The following is a 15,263-nucleotide window of genomic DNA, read 5'->3' as shown; positions in this document are numbered from 1 at the left end:
GTCCGTCGCCAGCCCTGGTACCGAGCCGCCATCAGGTTGGCGTGTTGCGCATCTCCCGCGCCCGGCGGATCTCGATCATCCGCACCGACCAGATCGCCCCCTCGTAGAGCAGCAGCAGCGGCAGGGCCAGCGACAACTGGCTGATCACGTCCGGCGGCGTCAGCACCGCGGCGATGACGAAGGCGCCGACGATGAAGTAACGCCGCTTCGCCTTCAGCATCACCGAATCGACAATACCGATCTGTCCCAGCAGCGTCAGGATGACCGGAAGCTGAAACGCCACGCCGAATGCCAGGATCAGCGTGGTGATCAGCGACAGATACTCGCCGACCTTGGGCAGCAGCGCGATTTCCGCCTGCCCGTCGCCGCCCGCCTGCTGCATGCCGAGCGAGAACATCGTCAGCATCGGGATGACGATGAAATAGACCAGCAGCGCACCGAGCACAAAGAACACCGGCGTGGCAACGAGATAGGGCCGGAACGCATTTCGCTCGTGCGCATAGAGGCCGGGCGCGACGAACGCGTAGATCTGGATGGCGATGACCGGGAACGACAGGAACAGCGCGCCGAACGCGGCGATCTTCAACTGAGTGAAGAAATATTCCAGCAGCGCCGTATAGATGAACTTCGCGTTCCCCGCCCCAGCCACCCAGGTGAACGGCAGCACCAGTATATTGTAGATCTCCTTCGCAAAGAAGAAGCATACGATGAACAGCACGAAGAAGGCGATCAGCGACTTGATCAGCCGGGCGCGCAGCTCGACCAGATGGTCGAGCAGCGGCGCCTTCGTCGCGTCGATGTCTTCCTGCGTCATGCCGATTTACTCTCGGCCCCAGGCAGTTTCTCAGGCACAGGCGCGCTTTCGGACTTCGGTGCGGCGTCGGATTTGGGTTGGGCCGTCTCCGCCTCGGCGGTTCCCGCGGTCGGCGGGCCTGCCACCGCCGCGACGGGCGCGGGCTGGGCCGCCACGTCGGCCAGATCGAGCGGCGCCGCAGGCGCCGGCTGCAGCGCCGTATCGGGCGCTTGCGGCGCCGTTTCGGCCTGTTGCGGCGTCGTTTCGGCCTGTTGCGGCGTCGCGGCGGACCTCTGCGGCGCCGTTACGGCGTTCTCGATCGTCTGCCGCACCTCGTCCTTCAGGGTCTGCAGCGGATTGGCGATCGAGCGGATGTCGTCGACGCTCTTCTTCAGGTCGGTCAGCTCGGCCTCGCGCAGCGCCTCGTTGAACTGGCCCTGGAACTCGGCCGCCATGCTGCGCAGCTTGGCCACCGTGCGGCCGACGCCGCGGATCACGTCCGGCAGCTCCTTCGGGCCGATGACCACGAGGGCCACCACCGCGATCACCAGAAGCTCGCTCCAGCCGATATCGAACATGCTGTCACTTGCCGAACATCACTTGCCGGGCATCACTAGCCGCACATCATTGGCCGGACAGGCCGCAATTGGGAGCCGGCCGACCGGCCCCCGTTCTTGCGCACCAGTCCGCCGCGCTCGGGTCAGCCGACCTTGCCGGGCTCGACCGGCTGCGACGCGGAGCCCGCGGGCTTCGCCGGCTCATGGTCGATGATCTTGGCATCAACGGGCTTCGGCTCGACCGGCTTCGCCGCTTCGGCCGGCGCCGCCGGTTTGGCGTCGTCATCCTCCGCCATGCCTTTCTTGAACGATTTGATGCCCTTGGCAACGTCGCCCATCAGCTCGGAGAGCTTTCCCCGGCCGAACAGCAGCAAGATGACCAGAACAACGACGATCCAGTGCCACAGGCTCATCGAACCCATCAAACATCCTCCCCGCGGGGGCTGCGTGCATCCGCCCGATACGGTTTCCGGCCCTGAGAGCCGGGGAACCGTATTCCGATCGCCGAACCCCCGTTATCGAACAAGGGGTTTTCGGCGAGACCGTTTCCGGCATCCCGAAGGGATCGACCGGAAACCGCCCTGAACGGCGGACTGCGAGGCCTTCGGCCTCTTGCGAAACCCAGCCCTTCGCGAAACCCTATCCGTGCGAAACCTAGGTCGCCGGGCCTGCGAACACAAGCACCTCGGCGCCCGCCGCCCACCGGAGCCTTTGCGCAAATAGTGGGAGCGGCCGCCGGCCTCAGTCGGAGCGGCGCCGGCCGGCGAGGCCGGCGAGCCGCGTCAGCTCCGCCTGCACCGTGTCGCACAGCGCCTGGATTTCCAGGTCCGCATTGGTGCCGGCCGCACTCTCATTGACGGCGTGGCCGGTGGAGAACGAGCGCACGAACGACGAGCGGCTGCCGATGGCCGGGCCGACGCACTCGCCGAGCGTCGCCAGCTCCTCGGCCACCTGCCGGCCTTCGAGGGTGCGCGGATCGACCCGGTTCGGCACGACGATGACCCCGAGCGCCGCCTCCCGCCGGCGGCGCACCTCGTCGATGAGATCGAGGGTGCGGCGCGTGGCCTCGATGTCGAGCCCGGAGGGCGTGCACGGCAGCACCACCAGATCGGCCAGCGCGATCGCCGCCCCCAGCGCCCGGTCGTTGGGCGCGGTGTCGATCACCACGATCTCCGCCGTCACCCGCCGCACCCACTCGGCCCATTGCAGCACCGACACGTCGCCGAGCCCGATCTCCCACACCGGAAACTGCAGGTTCCCCAGTTCCGCCCACTGGCAGGCCGAGCGCTGCGGATCGGCATCGATCAGGCTGACATCGGCGCCGCGCTCGCGCAGTTCGGCCGCGACCGAGACCGCAAGCGTGGTCTTGCCGACGCCGCCCTTGCACTGCGCGAATGCGATCACCTGCGTCATCGGCTCATTGAGTCATCGGCTCATTGCGGCATCGAATCGTCCGGGCGGCGCCCGCGACATCCTCGCTGTCCGGCAACCAGACCGGTACGCCGGTTGCGCCGAGGCTTCAAGCGGGCGGCTGCAACCCTAGGGCCGCTGCAGCGTCGAGGCCGCGGCGGGCAGGCGCCCCTCCCCGCCCCCGCGTTCGCCGCGCGGCAGGAAGACGCGCGGCCCGGCGACGGAAGCCCCGCCCGCGGGGATTTCGAGCAGGCGCAGCATCTCGGGCAGGCAGCGGCGTTCGAGGTCGAACCGCTCGACCGCCGTCTCGCGCGCCCGCCGGCGCAGGCCCTCATGGTGGGCGCGGTTCGCCAGCGCGTCGATCACCCGCTCGGCAAGCTGCGCCGTGTCGAAGAACGGCACGAGCATGCCGTTGCTGCCGTCGATCACCTCGCGCACCGGCGCGGTGTCGGAGCCGACGATCAGGCAGCCGGCGCTCATCGCCTCGATCAGCGACCAGGAGAGCACGAACGGATAGGTGAGATAGACGTGCGCCGTGGAGACCCGCAGTGCCGCCAGATACTGCTCGTAGGGCAACGGCCCGGTGAAGTGCACCCGGCGCATGTCGAGCCGGCCGGCCACCTCGGCCAGGAACCGCTCGCGCCACGTCGTGCCGGCCGGCGGGGATGCGCCGTACGAGGTGCCGTCGCCGCCGATGATCAGCACCTGCGCATTGGGCCGCGCCGCCAGGATGCGCGGCAGCGCGCGCATGAACACGTGGTAGCCGCGCAGCGGCTCCAGGTTCCGCGCCACGAACGTCACCACCTCGTCGGCGCGGGTGAGGCGCCGGCCATTGCGCAGCGGAAAGACGGCATCCGGCCTGGGCTTCACGACGTCGACGTCCACGCCCTCATGGACCACGTCGATCCGCTCGCGGAACGCCTCGGGATAGGTCGATTTCTGCCACTGCGTCGGCGAGATGCCGCGATCGCAATCGGCGAGCGCCAGGAGCGTGGTGGCGTTCTTGAGGTGCAGGCCGACATGGCCGTCGACGCCGGTCGACGGAAACTCCGCATCGAAGCCGACGTCTCGGCCCTCGACGCCGTAATAGAACTCGCAATAGACGAACAGCTTCGCCTTGGGGAAGATCGTGCGCACCGGCAGGCATTCGCCCCAGCCGGGATGGCCCATGATCATGTCGGGCACGAAGCCGCCGGCATTGAGCGAGGACAGCGCATAGAGCACCTGCTCGGCCCGCCGGCATTCGAGATCGAACCGCCGCGCGAACGGATGCGTCAGCGACACGTCGCCGTCGAAGCCGGGATAGCGGACGAGCTTCACCCCCTCGACCGGCCGCGCCGTCACCGAGCCGATGGCCGCCATCTGGATGCCCGGCTGCCGCGCCAGCCGGTTGGCGAGGTGGCGGTACTGCGCGGGAAAGTTCGTGTGGACAAACAGAATCTTCATGGCGTGCGATGTCGCTGCCGGCACCCCGCACGGCCGGGCGCAATGTTCGTGCTGCCTTGGCGCGGTTCGTCCCCGCGCAAGTTCATCTCGGCGCAGATCAATTTCGCGCCCGGACGCATGTCGTCCAAGGCAATTTGCTCGTCCAAGGCAATTTGCCGCGCAGCCCGATCGGATCGCAGACGAACCGGACCTGCCGTTGCGACAAGGTCTTAACGTCGAATCGAGTATCCGATAACTATATGAATCCGGACTGAACGACCATTGCGACCGGCTCTCTTGACCCCCGAACGCGCCGATCGCTACGGTGGTCTCATCTGGGGGTTGACATGAGCCGACCGAGAATTTCCGGACCGCAGAAGACTGTCGACGTCCCGCGCGGCCTGTTCGTTCTCCGCTACGAGCAGGCCGACGTCGAGCGCCTCCAGCCCACCGTGCGCGTCTCCTCCAAGGACGCGACGACCGAGATCATCTTCCACCCGGACGTGACCGACGCCACGCTGCACGCCCCGGGCGCGGCGGCGGTGATCCATGCCAGCGCGCCGACCACGCTGATCATCGAGGTGGTGCCGGCGGTCGAGAACGGCTCGGAGGCGGCGTCGCTGAAGCTCGACCCGCTCTCCATCGGCCGGGAGGCGCCCGCGCAGCCCGCGCCCCGCGCCCCCGCCAAAACCGCGCGTCGCGGTTCTCCGGCACCGGTCGCGGCCGAGCCGGTGGCGCAGCCCCCCGTCGCCGCCAAGCCTGTCACCGCCAAGCCCGTCGCCGCGCAATCCGGCACCGGCGGGCTGAAGATTCTCGGCCATGTCGCCGGCATCGGCGACGTCGTGGTCGATGCCGACCGCTGGATCGCCGGTCCGGCGTCACCCTCGCGCATCGAGGGCATCAGCATCGACTGGCCCGACCGGCCGGCCGATGTCGTCTGCCGCTACGCCGTCAAGTTCGCCAAGCCGCGCGGCGCCACCAGCGCCATGACCGATGCCGGCGAATATGCCGGCAGCCGCAAGCGGGCGCTGGCGCTGGTCGGCGTGGTGCTGGAACTGTCCGGCCCCGGTGCCGCCCGCTACAAATTCCAGACCGAGGCGCTGTTTCTCGGCTCGCCGGTGATGAAGGCGTCCGGCCAGCGGGTGGTGCTGGGCGGCCCGACCGGCGGCGAGCCGCTGGTCGGCCTGCGCCTCGCCATCCAGCCGGCCAAGGCCGCCGCTCCGGAGGCCCCGCGGCCGGTGGCGCCCGCCAAGCCTGCACCCGCGCCTGCGCCAGTCGAAGAGGCCCCCGCTGCGGCGGCGGCCCGCCCGTCCGGCCGCGTCCGCGTGTTCCGCAGCCGCCCCAAGCCCGAGACGGCACCCTGATTGCGCGCCCACTTCGGGCGCCGTCACTCCAGGTCGTGCCTGCCCTAATATCGTGCCTGCCCGAATTCTGCCCGCCCGAATCGTCGCCACCGATGTCCCGCGCGCCCATCCATGTCGAGCTCGAACGGGGGGCGGTCGCGGCCCTGTCGGCGGGCGACCATCGGCGGGCGTTCCAGCTTGCCGATCGCCGCTGCCGCACCCAGCCTGCCGCCTCGGCGCAGTGCTTCGTGCTGCGCGCCGAGGCGCTGAAGGGCCTGGGCCATCACGCCGAGGCGCTGGCCGACCTCGCCCGGGCGCTGGATGTCGATCCCACCGATCTTGCCGCCAACCGCCGCCGCCTGAGCTGGGGCAGCGGGCCGGCGCGGATTGAGGCCGCCGCGGCGCTGGTCGCCCATGACCGCGACCTCGACACCCTGCGCCGCTGCCTCGACGTGCTGCGCGAGGCCGGCCGCGCCGATGTCGCGTCCATCACCGTGCTCGATCGTCGCGTTGTCGGCTGGGCGGCCTGGGCGGGCGATGCGCCGATCGAGGTGGCGATCGAGTCCGATGGCGCGGAACAGCGCACCCGCGTTGCCGCCGATCCGTTCCATCCGCTGGCCGGCCCCGGCATGGCGGCGGCGAGCTTCGAGATCGCGCGGCCGCGCTCGCCCTCGCCCCAGCGCATCGAGATCCGGTTGGCCGGCAGGCTGCTGCGCGCCGAGACCGCCGCGCCCAACGCCGCCCGCCCCCCGGCCCGCCGCGCCACCGCATCGCCCGAAGATGCATCGCCCGAGGATGCGCCAGCCCGCGCCGCCACCGTCATCGTGCCGGTCTATGCCGACCCCGAGGCGACCGGCGCCTGCCTCGACAGCCTTTATTCGCAACTGCCGTCAGCCGCCATCGACCGCGTGATCCTGGTCGATGACGCAGCCCCCGACCCGCGCATCAAGGCGCTGCTGGCGGAGGCCGCCCGCCACCCCTCGGTGCTGGTGATCGAGAATGCGAAAAATCTCGGCTTCGTCGGCTCGGTCAACCGCGCCCTGGCGCTGACCACGACGACAGACGTCATCCTGCTCAATGCCGACACCGTTGTGCCGCCGGGCTTCGCCCAGCGCCTCGCCGCCGCCGCCCACAGCGCGCCCGACATCGGCACGGTGACGCCGCTGTCGAACAATGGCGAATATACCAGCTTCCCGGTCTTCTACCGCTCGGCGCCGCTGCCGGACGCAGGCCTGCTGCAGCGCCTCGATGAAGCCGCCGCCACCGCCAATCGCGGCCTCGTCATCGACATGCCCAACGGCATCGGCTTCTGCCTCTACATCCGGCGCGACTGCCTCGATGCCGTGGGGTCGCTCGCCGAGATCTATCACCGCGGCTATTTCGAGGATGTCGACATCTGCCTGCTCGCGCGCGAACGCGGCTACCGCAATGTCTGCGCGGCCTCGGTGTTCGTCGGCCATGCCGGCTCGCGCTCGTTCGGCCCCGACAAGCGGGCGCTGGTGTTGCGCAACCGCAAGGTTCTCGACCAGCGCTTTCCGGAGCACGAGCGCGAGGTGACCGCCTTCCAGGCCGCCGACCCACTGCGGCGGGCGCGCGCGGCGATCGAGCGGATCGTGCCGCCCGCCGCCCGCCAAGCCCGCCTGATCGTCACCGATGCCGGCCCCGGCGAGGCGGTGGCGCGCGAGCGCGCGTCCACGCTCGCCGCTGCGGGCGAAGCCGTGCTGATCGCCCGCATCGAGCGCGGCACCGTGGGCTGCGACCTCGCCATTTTTGGCACCGGCGAGGACATGCCCCAGTCGCTGCGCTTCGCGCTGGACGAAGCGTCCGAGCGCCGGGCGCTCAAATCCTGGCTCGAACTGGCGGCGCCGGCACGGATCGAATGGGCGGCGCCGGCTTCGGCGAGCCCGGCCTTGGTCGATCTGCTTATCGCCGATGGCCGCCCGTACGACATCCTGATCGCCGATGCCGGCCTCGTCCTGCCGCGCGGCATGCGCTATTCGCCGGCCATGCTGGCCAAGGACGCTGCGCGCCAACCTTCGGATGCCGCCGCCCATCGCGCGCGGTGGCAGCGCATCGCCGCCGGTGCCGAGGCGATCCTGCTGCCCTCGGCGGCGGCCGAGGCATTCGCCGCCCGCGCCCTGCCGAAGAGCATCCAGACGAAGCGCGTGCGCCTCGATGCGACCACAGAACCGCCGCCCGCGCCGAACCGCAATCATGGTGCGCGGCTCGGCCTATTGGCGCTCGGCGCCACGCTCGCCGACCGGGGGCGGCTGCGCGGCCTCGCGGCCCATCTTGCCGCCGGCACGCCCGGCGTCGTCGTGGTCGGCGACGTACCGAAGGCGGAGAGCGCCGCATGGCCGCCGGACCTCGCGATGACCGGACGGATTTCGCCAGCCCAGGTGCCCACCCTGATCGAGCGCTACGATATCGGCGCCGTGGCCGCGGTGTCGGCGGCGCCGGTGTTCGGCCATCCGCTGGAAGCCGCAGCGCTCGCTGCCGGTTGCCGCCATGCCGCCTTCGACTGGTCGGGCGCGGCCGCGAAGAACCGCAAGGCGCGGAACCACCTCGCCCTCGATCCGGACGCCGACCTCGCAGCAACCGCAACCCGCCTGAAGCACTGGTGGCTGTCATGACCGCGCGGCGACGGCGCCCCTCGACCGAAACACCCACCGGCTTCGACACCGCCTTCGTCCGCGACGGCGCGACGACCTTCGCCGGCCACGCCTTCGATCCCGCCGAACCGGCGCGCCGGCTGGTGCTCGACATCCTCATCGACGGGGTGGGCTTCGCGACGCTGCGCGCCGACCGGTTCGTGCCGCACCTCGCGGCGCGCGGCTTCGGCGACGGCTGCTGCGGCTTCGCCCTTTCAATCGACCGCGAGGTGCTGGCCACCGCCGGAATGGTCGAGGCGCGCATCGCCAATACCGGCGTGCCGGTCGGCGCACCGATCGCGCTCGACGCGCCCGCCGCCACCGACGCCGCCCCGCGCGGCGCCGGCCAAATCCGCTGGGCCGGCGGCCTGCGCGTCCAGGGCTGGGTGGCCGGCAAGGCCGATGGCGTGTGCGTCGATATCTTCGTCAATGGCGAGCGCATCGACCGCGTGACCGCCACCGGTTGGGGCGAGGCGGGGTCCGATCCGGACGAGGCCCGCCTCACCCGCACCTTCGACGTTCACCTGCCGGCGCGCTTCGCCGATGGCCGGGTTCGCCGTGTCACGGCCGTCCACGAGAACGGCACGACGCTGGACGGCAGCCCGGCCGCCTTCGTCGCCTTCGCCGACGGTCTGGCGCGCACGCTTGAAGCGCTCGGCGATCTCGACTCCGAACGTCTGCGCGGCGAGATGTTCGACCGGCTGCTGCCCGCCTCCTGGCCGATGGCCGGTTCTGCCGACTGGCGCACGCGCTTTCCGCCGCCCGAGCCCGACGCCATCGATGTCGAGATCGCGGTGGTGATGGTCGGCCCCGGCGACGCGGAGCGAACGCACGCGAGCCTGGAGCGCCAGCGCCATGCCGCCTGGGTCGCCGCCGCCCTGCCGGCGGCCGCGGCGCAGGCGCAGTTCGACCCGGCGCTGGTGCGGGACCTGCTGGCCGAGGATGCCGCCGACAGCGAACTGGTGCTGTTCTGCCTCGCCGGCACCCGGCTCGACGACCTCGCGCTTGCCCGCATCGCCGACGCCTTCGCCGCCTTTCCCGATGCCGACGCCGCCTATGGCGATTTCGACCTCGCCGATGACGACGGCCAGGCTCTCCCGGTCGTGTGGCCGGTCGCGCTGCCGGCGTTCGACAACGAGCGCCTGCTCGAACAAGGCTATGCCGCGCATCTCTTCGCGTTGCACCGCGATGTCGCGCTCGATGCGCTGGAGGCCGGCGCATCGAACCTCTACGCGCTGGCGCTGTTCGCCGCCGGTCAGAACGGCGACAGCGCCAAGATCGTCCACCTCCCCGGCAGCCTCGGCGAAGTACCGCAGATCGCGCGGCACACCGCCGAGCCGCTGCTGGCGGCAGCAACGCGGGCGCACCTGGAGGCGCAGGGCGTCGATGCCCAGGTGCAGCGCGCCCATGGGATTCTGCTGCCGGCGGTGGCGGTGCGCCGCGCCCGCCCCGAAGGCCGTGTGACGCTGGTGATGCCGACCCGCAACCGCGGCCGCGTGCTGCGCCGCGCGGCCTTGAGCCTGCGCGCCGGGCTCGATGCGGTGGGCGGCGAACTCATCATCGCCGACAGCGACTCGACCGATGCCGAAACCCTGTCGCTGCTGGCGGAGCTTGAGGGCGAAGGCGCGCACGTGCTGCGCGTTCCGGGCCCGTTCGGTTGGGCGCACCTCGTCAACCGCGCCGCCGCAACAGCCACCAACGAATTCCTGTGCGTCGTCGATGACGCGATCGAGGCCGCCGACGACCGCTGGCTCGACGAGATGCTGCGCCGCATGACCGATCCCGGCATCGCGGCGGTGGGGCCGCTGCTGCTCACCCCGAGCGGCCTCGTGCGGCACGCCGGCTGCGTGCTCGGCCCCGGCTTCGATGTCGCCGATGCCTTCGGCGGCCAGCTCGGCACCGATGCCGGCTATGGCGATCTGCTGAAGGTGGCGCACGAGGTGAGCGCCCTCTCCGCGTCCTGCCTGCTCACCCGGCGCGCCGCGTTCGAGGCCGTGGGCGGCCTGGATGAAAGCCGCTTTCCCCGCTTCTACCCCGCGATCGATTACTGCCTGAAGCTGCGCGCCCAAGGTGGCCCGATCGGCGGCCGCATCGTGCTGACGCCGCGGGCGCGGCTGATCGATCATCGCGACAGCGCGACGGCGCCGCTGCTCGCGGCGCAGCACGCGCGCGAACTGCGGGCGTTGCGGGCGCGCTGGGGCGAGGCGCTGATGGCCGATCCCTGCTACAGCCCGCTGCTCGGGCTCGACGGAACGCCGTTCTCGGCGCTGGCGTGGCCGCCGCGCAGCTTCGCCCCCCGCCTCAATTTTTCGCCGCCACCGGTCGCCGTCCCGCCGGGATGGTGATGTCCTCTATCCCTTCAGCTCGGCGGCGAGACGATCGAGCTCCGGCTGCAGCGCCGCCTGCCAATCGGGCGTGGCGACGCCGAACATGGTGCGCAGCCGGCCGAGATCGAGCCGCGAATTGGCCGGGCGGTGCGCCTTGGTCGGATAGTCGGCGGTGGTGATCGCCGTCACGGTCTCGACCTTGAGCGGCACGCCGCGCGCCCGCAGGCCGGCGACGATGGCCGCGGCAAAGCCGTGCCAGCTCGTCTCGCCGCTGGCGGCGAGGTGAACGAGGCCCGAAGCGGCGGCGAAGCGCCCGGCAATGTCGTCTTGCCCCGATGCCAGCACCGCTGCCAGCGCATCGGCGATCAATGCGGCCGAGGTCGGCGCGCCGATCTGGTCGGCGACGACGCGCAGCTCGCTGCGCTCGCGCGCCAGCCGCTCCATGGTGCGCAGGAAGTTGGCGCCGCTCGCCGCATAGACCCACGAGGTCCGCACCACCAGATGCGGCCCGCCGGCCGCCCGCACCGCCTCCTCGCCGGCAAGCTTGCTGGCGCCATAGACGCAGAGCGGCCCGGTGGCGTCGCCCTCGCGCCAAGGCTGCGTGCCGCGCCCGTCATAGACGTAGTCGGTGGAAAAATGGACGAGCGGCACGCCGCGCGCGGCCGCCCAGCGCGCCATCGCGTACGGCGCCTCGGCATTGACGCGGAAGGCAAGATCGCGCTCGTCCTCGGCACGGTCCACCGCCGTATAGGCCGCCGGATTGACGATGAGATCGGGCGCCAGCGCATCGAGCGCGGCCGCGATCGCCTGCGGCCGGGCGAGATCGAGCCGGGCGCGATCCGCCGCCACCACGGTGCCAAGGCGGCCGAGCACCGGCATCAGCGCCGCGCCGACCTGTCCGGAAATGCCGGTGAGCAGGATGCGCATCACACCTCGCCATAGACCGGCAGGCGGTCATGAAGCTCGGCCAGCGGCGCGGCGTCGGCATCGCGCGCCGACAGCTTCGGCGCCTCGATCCCCCAGTCGATGCCGAGCGCCGGATCGTTCCAGCGCACCACGAACTCGTCGGTGGGGCTGTAGAAATCGTCGCATTTGTAGAAGAAGTCGGCGCTCTCCGACAGCACGGCGAAGCCGTGGGCGAAGCCGCGCGGCACCCAGAACTGCCGGCGATTGTCCTCGCTCAGCTCCACCGCCACATGCCGGCCGAAGGTGGGGCTGCCGCGGCGGACATCGAGCGCCACGTCGAGCACCCGCCCCCGCAGCACCGTCACCAGCTTGCCCTGCGAATTCGGGTTCTGGATGTGCAGGCCGCGCAGCACGCCGTACGCCGAGCGGGACAGATTGTCCTGCACGAACGGCCGCAGGATGCCGGCCTCGGCGTAGCGCACCGCCTGATACGTCTCCATGAAGAAGCCGCGCGCATCGCCGAACACCTTCGGCTCGATGATCAATACGCCCGGAATGGACGTCTCGACGACCTGCATCTCTCAAGACCCTCGCCTTACCCCTGCCCCGCCTACCCAGGCCACCCGCGCCCTGCAAGCAGCATGGCCCGTCATGGTGGCATAATACCGACTGTCGTCGAGTATGACCCCGCCGTCGTCATGGCCGGGCAGGTTTCGACGGAGACCGACATATGTCGGTCTCCGTCATGGCCGGGCTTGTCCCGGCCATCCACGTCTTTGTTTCCAAAGACATTTTGGAGTCGTGGATGCCCGCAACAAGTGCGGGCATGACGAGTTATAGTCTGCGACCGTTGGCATAAGATTGAAGGCCGTCGGTGCCATTTGCATCAATGCCACGGCATTCGGCCGGCCAGCCGCGCGCCGCCGGGCGGTGCTTGACTTTTCGATAACCAACCTGTGAATTGCCGGCGTGCAGGTGGGCCGGACGACGTCCGGTCCAGGGAACACGGTGAGGAGGAGGCGTGCGCGTCTCGTCCGAATCCGAGGCTGCCCCCGCAACTGTGAGCGGAGAGCCCATCGCCGAACGCCACTGGGGAGACAACCCTGGGAAGGCGGCGACGGGCGAAGACCCGCGAGCCAGGAGACCGACCTGTGCAAGTCACCTTCCGGCGTGCGGGGCGCGCGACCGGAGCGGTCTCTCCGCACGGTGACAGTGGAACTGTCGCGGAGGCCGGCCATGCGCCACTCGTCAAGCCTTGCTGAACGCCAGCGCCGGGTGCGAGCCCGGGCCGCCGCGACTCCTGTCGTTTCTTTGACACCCGGAGACGCGTCATGGCGGCCCTTGTCCGCTCGGCCCTCAAGAGCCTTCTTTTCTCGACCTCACTGATCCCGCTTTCGGCACTGCCTGCACTTGCCCAGTCGGCAGCCGATCCGGCGCCCGCCGCGCAATCCGACCAGTCGCTGCCCGAGGTCGTCATCACCGCCAACCAGGTGCCGGTCGAGGAGTCCAAGGTCGGCTCGGCGGTCACCGTGATCACCGGCGACGAGCTGCGCGCCAACGGCGTCAACACCGTGCCGGACGCGCTGCGCGAGGCGGCGGGCCTCGCCGTCAACACCTCCGGCGGCGCCGGCGCCCTGACCCAGGTGCGCATGCGCGGCTTGAAGCCCAATCAGCTGCTGGTCCAGATCGACGGCGTCCAGGTGAACGAGGTCGAGAATGGCGGCTTCGATTTCGCCGGCTTCCTGGTCGACGACATCGAGCGCATCGAGGTTCTGCGCGGCCCGCAGTCCGGCCTCTACGGCTCCAACGCCCAGGCCGGCGTGATCTCGGTCATCACCAAGAGCGGCCGCGGCCTCGCCAAGCCGCAGCTCGACGGCCGCATCGAGGGTGGCACCCGCAATTCCGGCGGCGGCACGCTGTCGGTCCGCGGCGCCACCGGCCCGGTCTATGGCGCATTCTCGGTTTCGAGCGAATCCACGCGCGGCTTCAACTTCTCGCGCTTCGGCTCGGAAACCGACGGCAGCCGCTCGACAGTGGTCAACGGCAAGGCCGGCATCGATTTCAACGAGTATTTCAATGTCGAGGGCGGCATCCGCTGGACCGACCGCGGCACCAAGGCCGACGATGTGGACTTCTACACCAACGGCCTGCTGATGGACACCGCCGACACGCAGTCCTATGACAGCTTCATCGGCAATGCCGTTGCGACGATGAAGCTGTGGGACGGCCGCTTCATCCAGACGGTCGGCTTCAACACCTTCGAGAACAACCTCTATTACAATTCCCCGGCCTGGGGAAACTCGGCCTATTACGGCCAGCGCAACACCTTCGACACCAAGAGCGTGCTGAAGTTCGACACGCCCTGGCTCGGCGGCGCCAGCAACACATTGTCGTTCGGCGCCGACTATCAGCACGAGGAATTCCGCCAGTCGGCGCCGGCGGTCGGCGACCTCTATGCCCGCGCCCGCACCGGCGTGTTCGCCGAGCACATGATCGACCTGCCGGCCGGCCTGTCGCTGACCGGCGCCGTGCGCTACGATGATTTTGACGCCTTCCAGGACGCCACCACTTGGCGCTTCACCGCCTCGCAGAAGCTGGCGCACGGCACGCGCCTGCACGCCAGCGTCGGCACCGGCGTCACCCAGCCGACCTTCGTGCAGCAGTTCGGCTACTACTATTCCAACTTCGTGCCCAATCCGAGCCTGAACCCCGAAAGCTCGACCGGCTGGGATTTCGGCATCGAACAGACCCTGTTCGACGGCAGGCTGGCGGCCGACGTCACCTATTTCTCGATGAACCTCGAGGACGAGATCACCCTCGCCACGGTCGGCACCGCCCGCACGGTGGTCAACTCGCCGATCTCGACCAGCCGTCAGGGCGTCGAGGTGACGCTGCGCGCCGACCCGCTCTCCTGGCTCAGCATCGAGGGCAGCTACACCTATACCGACGCCGAAGCCTACGACACCACGCTGCTGACCACGCTCGGCGCGATCCGGGTTCCGCAGAACGCGGCCTCGCTGCGCGCGATCGTCAAGTTCGCCGAGGGCCGCGGCCGCGCCACGCTCGCCGTCGTCCAGAACAGCGGCATGACCGACAACTACACCTACTGGCCGGCGCCGACCTACAACACCGTCTACAATCGCGTGGCGCTCGACGCCTACACGGTCGTCAACGGGCTGATCTCCTACGACCTGACACCCAACACCACGATCTACCTGCGCGGCGACAACCTGTTCGACGAGACCTATGAGGAAGTGTTCTCCTATGTCGCGCCGGGCCGGGTGATCTATGCCGGCCTGAAGGCCAAATTCGGCCATTGATACGGTTCTCCGAATGATTGGCGCGGCCTTTTCTTCCCTCTCCCCTTGCGGGAGAGGGTGGCGAGACCGAGCGAAGCGAGGTCGAGCCGGGTGAGGGGTGAATGCGGACGCGGGCTTGAAGATTCACCCCTCACCCGCCGCGCGATCTCACGATCGCTCGGCACCCTCTCCCGCAAGGCTACGGCATTCACGGATCTGATTCTGTGTTGAGCTATCAATGGCTTAATGGACAGGCTGCGGATGTCTCATCGAGAACGCGGTGGATCGGCAGTTACCGGGGGCCGCAGGATTGAACTCGTCATGCCCGCGCTTGTCGCGGGCATCCACGTCTTGAAAACCTATTTGAAAACAAAGACGTGGATGGCCGGGACAAGCCCGGCCATGACGACGGCGGGCTTGTGCCAGACGCCGCAGGCGTAAGTCACGCCGAAAGAGATCGCGTTTCGGCTCGATCTCTCTTGGCCTAGGCGATTCAGATCCATGAATACCGTAGCCCGCAAGGGGAGAGGGAAAGAGCGCGGCTCCCGGCCT

General features: G+C 69.7%; 11 protein-coding genes and 1 riboswitch. Of the genes, 4 read left to right on the top strand and 7 right to left on the bottom strand.

Going from position 1 to position 15,263, the window contains the following annotated elements; translation table 11 throughout:
- Positions 1-31: 31 nt before the first annotated feature.
- From tatC to BLTE_RS06855, 5 genes are all read right to left on the bottom strand, one after another.
- Positions 32-814 carry a twin-arginine translocase subunit TatC gene (tatC, locus tag BLTE_RS06875; RefSeq protein WP_126398778.1) on the bottom strand — a complete coding sequence of 261 codons (783 nt, stop codon included), beginning with the start codon at positions 812-814 and terminating at the stop codon, positions 32-34.
- The gene (gene tatB / locus BLTE_RS06870) at positions 811-1,371 is read right to left on the bottom strand and encodes a Sec-independent protein translocase protein TatB (RefSeq protein WP_126398776.1); all 561 of its coding nucleotides are present in this window, start codon (positions 1,369-1,371) and stop codon (positions 811-813) included. The genes tatC and tatB overlap by 4 nt, the downstream gene beginning before the upstream one ends.
- A 122-nt stretch (positions 1,372-1,493) precedes the next feature.
- Positions 1,494-1,772: a twin-arginine translocase TatA/TatE family subunit gene (locus BLTE_RS06865; RefSeq protein ID WP_126398774.1), complete on the bottom strand. Its 279-nt coding sequence runs from the start codon at positions 1,770-1,772 to the stop codon at positions 1,494-1,496.
- 319 nt (positions 1,773-2,091) lie between these two features.
- Entirely contained in the window at positions 2,092-2,763 is a 672-nt protein-coding gene (locus BLTE_RS06860) for a ParA family protein (protein WP_126398772.1), read from the bottom strand.
- A 126-nt stretch (positions 2,764-2,889) separates the two neighbouring features.
- A complete protein-coding gene (locus BLTE_RS06855) occupies positions 2,890-4,206 on the bottom strand; it encodes a glycosyltransferase (protein WP_126398770.1) in 1,317 nt (438 codons plus the stop codon).
- A gap of 326 nt (positions 4,207-4,532) precedes the next feature.
- Here BLTE_RS06855 and BLTE_RS06850 point away from each other — a divergent pair, with 326 nt between their 5' ends.
- The 3 genes from BLTE_RS06850 (at position 4,533) to BLTE_RS18665 (ending at position 10,524) form a co-directional block, all read left to right on the top strand.
- A complete protein-coding gene (locus tag BLTE_RS06850; RefSeq protein WP_126398768.1) occupies positions 4,533-5,549 on the top strand; it encodes a hypothetical protein in 1,017 nt (338 codons plus the stop codon).
- 92 nt (positions 5,550-5,641) lie between these two features.
- The gene (locus BLTE_RS06845; protein WP_126398766.1) at positions 5,642-8,161 is read left to right on the top strand and encodes a glycosyltransferase; all 2,520 of its coding nucleotides are present in this window, start codon (positions 5,642-5,644) and stop codon (positions 8,159-8,161) included.
- A complete protein-coding gene (locus BLTE_RS18665) occupies positions 8,158-10,524 on the top strand; it encodes a glycosyltransferase (RefSeq protein WP_126398764.1) in 2,367 nt (788 codons plus the stop codon). Before BLTE_RS06845 ends, BLTE_RS18665 begins: the two co-directional genes overlap by 4 nt.
- Before the next feature lie 6 nt (positions 10,525-10,530).
- Here the strand turns inward: BLTE_RS18665 and rfbD are convergent, their stop codons facing one another.
- A complete protein-coding gene (rfbD, locus tag BLTE_RS06835; RefSeq protein WP_126398762.1) occupies positions 10,531-11,433 on the bottom strand; it encodes a dTDP-4-dehydrorhamnose reductase in 903 nt (300 codons plus the stop codon).
- A complete protein-coding gene (gene rfbC, locus BLTE_RS06830; protein WP_126398760.1) occupies positions 11,433-11,990 on the bottom strand; it encodes a dTDP-4-dehydrorhamnose 3,5-epimerase in 558 nt (185 codons plus the stop codon). Before rfbC ends, rfbD begins: the two co-directional genes overlap by 1 nt.
- Positions 11,991-12,368: 378 nt before the next feature.
- Positions 12,369-12,579: riboswitch (cobalamin riboswitch) on the top strand.
- Positions 12,580-12,743: 164 nt separating this feature from the next.
- Here rfbC and BLTE_RS06825 point away from each other — a divergent pair.
- Positions 12,744-14,732: a TonB-dependent receptor plug domain-containing protein gene (locus BLTE_RS06825; protein ID WP_126398758.1), complete on the top strand. Its 1,989-nt coding sequence runs from the start codon at positions 12,744-12,746 to the stop codon at positions 14,730-14,732.
- Positions 14,733-15,263: the final 531 nt, after the last annotated feature.

Origin of the sequence: Blastochloris tepida (assembly GCF_003966715.1) — a bacterium.
GTDB lineage: Bacteria > Pseudomonadota > Alphaproteobacteria > Rhizobiales > Xanthobacteraceae > Blastochloris > Blastochloris tepida.
The sequence above is the reverse complement of the archived record's forward strand: the minus strand, read 5'-3'. Positions and strand labels throughout refer to the sequence as shown.